3 protein-coding genes and 3 pseudogenes are annotated in these 4,050 nt (G+C 60.6%); 4 read left to right on the top strand and 2 right to left on the bottom strand.

Annotated elements, in window-relative coordinates; all coding sequences use genetic code 11:
• Window positions 1–142 precede the first annotated feature (142 nt).
• On the top strand, window positions 143–886 hold the full coding sequence (locus tag VIF40_RS11115; protein WP_331937580.1) for a group II intron maturase-specific domain-containing protein: 744 nt from the start codon (window positions 143–145) through the stop codon (window positions 884–886).
• A 178-nt stretch (window positions 887–1,064) separates the two neighbouring features.
• Window positions 1,065–1,217 (top strand): annotated as a pseudogene (locus tag VIF40_RS11110) (integrase core domain-containing protein); the annotation flags it as partial.
• A gap of 108 nt (window positions 1,218–1,325) precedes the next feature.
• Here VIF40_RS11110 and VIF40_RS21475 read toward each other — a convergent pair.
• Window positions 1,326–1,484 (bottom strand): annotated as a pseudogene (locus VIF40_RS21475) (IS6 family transposase); the annotation flags it as partial.
• 234 nt (window positions 1,485–1,718) lie between these two features.
• Here VIF40_RS21475 and VIF40_RS11105 point away from each other — a divergent pair.
• Window positions 1,719–2,528: an alpha/beta hydrolase gene (locus VIF40_RS11105; protein ID WP_331937579.1), complete on the top strand. Its 810-nt coding sequence runs from the start codon at window positions 1,719–1,721 to the stop codon at window positions 2,526–2,528.
• Here VIF40_RS11105 and VIF40_RS21470 read toward each other — a convergent pair.
• Window positions 2,427–2,696, bottom strand: a complete 270-nt coding sequence (locus VIF40_RS21470; RefSeq protein WP_414684788.1) for a hypothetical protein — start codon at window positions 2,694–2,696, stop codon at window positions 2,427–2,429. The genes VIF40_RS11105 and VIF40_RS21470 overlap by 102 nt on opposite strands.
• A 710-nt stretch (window positions 2,697–3,406) precedes the next feature.
• On the opposite strand from VIF40_RS21470, the pseudogene VIF40_RS11100 reads away from it, so the two are divergent.
• Window positions 3,407–3,532, top strand: a pseudogene (locus tag VIF40_RS11100) (ISAs1 family transposase); the annotation flags it as partial.
• Window positions 3,533–4,050: the final 518 nt, after the last annotated feature.

Genomic DNA, 4,050 nt, shown 5'->3' with positions numbered 1-4,050 from the left:
GTTCAAGGACAGCTCGGCGAAGGCGGACAAACCTGCAAAGGAGAAGACCAAAACTTGACGACCGACTGACCCGCAAGCCATCTTCAACCCGGGTCAGTTCTCAACGGAAATCCTGGGTCAAATTTCGGCGGAAATCGACAGCGTGAATGATGTCGACGTGATGCGCCTGCTGAAGGTCATGCTCAAAGCCAACGGAAAGCGAGGCGTTCCGCAAGGCGGGGTCGTTTCGCCGCTGCTCAGCAACATCTACCTCACCGAGGTTGATAAGATGCTGGAGCGCGCGAAAGAGGTCACGCGTTACGGCAAGTACACCTATGTCGAATACGCGAGATTCGCGGAAGACCTGGTGATCTTGATCGACGCTCACCCGCGACATGACTGGCTGATGGCAGCGGTGGAGAAGCGGTTAAGGCAAGAGCTCGCCAAACTACAGGTCGAAGTCAACGAAGAGAAGAGTCGAATCGTGGATCTATGTCGAGGCGAAAGTTTCGGCTTCCTGGGGTTCGATTTCCGCCGCATGCGCAGTCTGCGAGGTGTATGGCGTGCTCACTACACGCCTAAACTCAAAAAGCGAACAGCTCTGCTACGGACGCTGAAGGCTGTGTTCCGCCGCCACCAATCGCAACCGGTTGATCGGATCGTCAGGTTGATCAACCCGGTGCTGCGCGGCTGGGTGAATTACTTCGCGGTGGGGCACGCCAGCAAGTGCTTCGGATTGGTGAAAGACTGGGTTGAAAAGAAGATTAGGCGCCACATGATGAGAGCCCGGAATCGACAGGGCTTCGGCTGGACGCGGTGGAGTAGGAGTTGGCTGTATGAGACTCTGAAGCTCTTCAACGGCTACCGAGTTGTAAGGCCTGCTTCGAAAGTCGCCCCGGCACGATAGGTCCCATAACCCTCGAGGCGAAACAGACAGGAGAGCGTAGTGCGGGAAAACCGCATGCTGCGTTCGACGTGGCGGGGGCTGGAAACGTGGTTCGATCGCGAGCTGATCGACACCGGCGCGCCAGTCCCCGACCCTACCTCGGAGGGCGTGGGGGTGCGATTCCCCCGCGCTACTCGACTATCTGAAAGGCTACGACAGCGTGTCCGAGGCGCGTGCTTCGATCGGCCGATATCTGGCGTTTTACAACGAGGGACGCCCACATTCGAGCCTTGACGCGCGCACGCCTGACGAGGCCTACTTCGGCAAACAGGAAACTGCGATGGCCGCATGACCGTCGCCTTCGATTTTGTCGCAGCTCTGGTCGGGCTAAAGCCCTCCCGCCGCTGCGACAAAATCGAAACGCCCCGCGTTCGGTAAACCCCGGCAGGAATCCACCTTATTTTCGCGGGGCGCTGTCCAAATAAGCGAGGCCAGCTCTGTAGCGTCTCTCGCCGTTGATCGATATGACGACTATCCTGCGTTCGAGCGGCATTTCCTCTACGAGCCGCAGGCTGAGTGGGAAGCGAAAATAGAGCCAGACGGCATGGGGGCCTCGCATCGTTTGGCTTGGGCTCGCCAGACTACGACGCGCAGCTCCACGCTATTCGCGGCTTGCTGCGCCTGCACCGCCAGGACGGCTGGCAGTTACGGCCATTTCAACGGCGGAGATGTCATCGGTTCTTGAAGCGGTTCGGTGCAAGAGTGCGGATTCCGCTTTAGGCCGGCCGGGTACGCCGACTTGAAGGCGACCGGCTTAGTCGGAATCCGCAGCAAGAGGATGCAGGAACATCTCATGACATTTCGGGACGACGACCTGACCTACCTTGAGGAACACGGGCTGCCTGATCTCCCTGCGACCATGATAGAGGACTTCGTCACACACGATCAGGCGCGTATTTGGTTCGCCGTGGCAGGCTCGGGGCGGACAGTCATTCTGCTCCACGGCGGTCTCGGTAACAGTGGTAACTGGAGCTACCAGGTGCCGGCCCTCCTGGCCGCCGGCTACCGCACCGTCGTGGTCGACAGCAGAGGCCAAGGACGAAGCGGCCGAGATGATCGGCCCTATAGTTACTATAGGATGGCTGCGGACGTTCGCGCGGTCATGGATCGTCTGGAGATCGATCGGGCCGTATTCATCGGCTGGAGCGACGGGGCGGATACCGCCCTTGCCTTGGCCGAGGGAACGCCAGACCGTGTAAACGGTATTCTGTTCTTCGCCTGCAACGTGGATTCGAGCGGGACCAAGCCCTTCGAGTTCACTCCGGTCATTGGTCGGATATTCCAACGCCACGTCGACGACTACACCGCCCTGTCCCCGACGCCCGATGGTTTTAAGGCGATGTCAGAGGCGCTGGAGGCGATGCAACGGACGCAGCCCGAGTACACGGCCGACGATCTAGGACGCATCAACGTGCCGGTATTGGTCGTCATCGGGGAGCGCGACGAGTTCATCAAGCTCGAGCACATGGCATACTTGGCGCTCGCGCTACGCGATGCGACCCTACAGGTATTGCCGGAGGTCAGTCATTTCGCGCCGCTTCAGCGGCCGGCGACCTTCAACGCGGTCATGTTGGATTTCATTGCGCGTGTGGTTAGTGAATGAACGCGAGCTGGCGCATGCGGCGAGATCGGCCTTCGCCTCTTCGGCTCCTTGCGCTTCTTCCAGATCCTCGATCGCCAGTCCGAGCTGCTCGACGAGCAGCTTGGCGCGTTCGGATGATTCCCCGAAGGCGTCGAGTAGGCGCGGGGATTTCTCCGCCGCGCCTCTCACAGAACCGGATATGCGGGCCACGCGTCCGGCTCCTTGGATCGGTCGATCAAAAGACCAGCGTCATCTGGTCCGATACCTGCGGGGAGTTGAGCTCCTTCCAGCGGTCCTGAAGCGAGACCAGCCGCCCTTTGAACCAGGACGGTGGGTAGGCTCGCGTCACGCCCGGTCGGTTGGAACGGTTCCAGGCTCCCTGGCCACAATACGCAGCGTCAGAAGGAAATTCCCACTCTCGGCGTTGCGCGCCGTCTCGATGTTTCGGCGAACGCGCTGCCTATTGGCGACATTGCATCCGATCTGCATCGCCGTAGGACGCAATCTGGCGGCGTTCGGCTTTTCACCCAGCCCCTATAAGCAGCCAAGCAGACCGAACGCGACGCCGAGAGACTTATCCCACCTATCGATGTGACGTCGCCGCGCACGCTCCGCAAGATGGCGTTACCTTGGTTCTGCCATTCGTCGAACGATGTCGCATCGCGGCAATGCGTGCCGTCGACGCGGTCAAAACGGCTCTGGTGCGAACGGCGGGAGACAGGCATACTCGCTCGACACGAGGAGCGATATTACCTGGAATGGCCCCCACCGCTCGGAAGCGATCATTGACTCCGTATTGTTCGATGCTCCGCTCTGCCTCTGAATCCCGCTGGAACTATTGCTGCGCGAACATCGCCGGTATCGTCGAGCTTGGCTCATTGCGCGGCCGCGGCTCGCCGCTACATCTGGTTTCCGCCTGGGCGTCGCGCCAACGCCTCGTGCTCGACCAGGAAGCGGTCGACAAGATGAGTAACGAGATCGTCGCCATTCCGCTGCTGCTCGAACGCCTCGAGCTGAAAGGCGCTCCTCATGCTCCCCCGCTACGCCGGCCAGACTCGCATGGCGATCCTCGCCAACCCCAGGAGGTGGTCCCGGGATTTACCGTCGCGGGCTTGGACCGCCATGCCGCGGAAGACCGTTCCGAAGTAACTGGCCAGCATGGTGATGTCCGTGTCTGGCGGAAGATCGCCGGCTTGCACGCCCTGGTGCAAGCGGTCTGTCATTCGGCGCGCCACGTTGACCCCCAATCGGCGTGGAGGCCACAAGAATATATAGGACCAGGCAACGGCTTGGTTTTGTGACCCCTTGCCGATTGGGGGTCAAGGCGTCGAGCCGATTCACAGAAATGCCCGGTCTTATGTAGCAACCGCCACCGTCGCTTGACATCGGTCGCGAGCTCGCCGAGAGTGTTCTTATTATGTTCTCTCTGGCGAAGGCGCCATGGCTCGGCATTTCCTCCTGTCCGCCGCCGCGCGATCTCTCAGCATCGGCAAGGTCATGCGCATGTCCGACCGAGGCGCCGCGAATGTTTTCGCGCGGCTGC

The sequence above is a fragment of the Methylosinus sp. genome (assembly GCF_036560965.1).
Classification (GTDB): Bacteria; Pseudomonadota; Alphaproteobacteria; order Rhizobiales; family Beijerinckiaceae; genus Methylosinus.
This window is presented reverse-complemented; position numbering and strand designations above follow the sequence as displayed.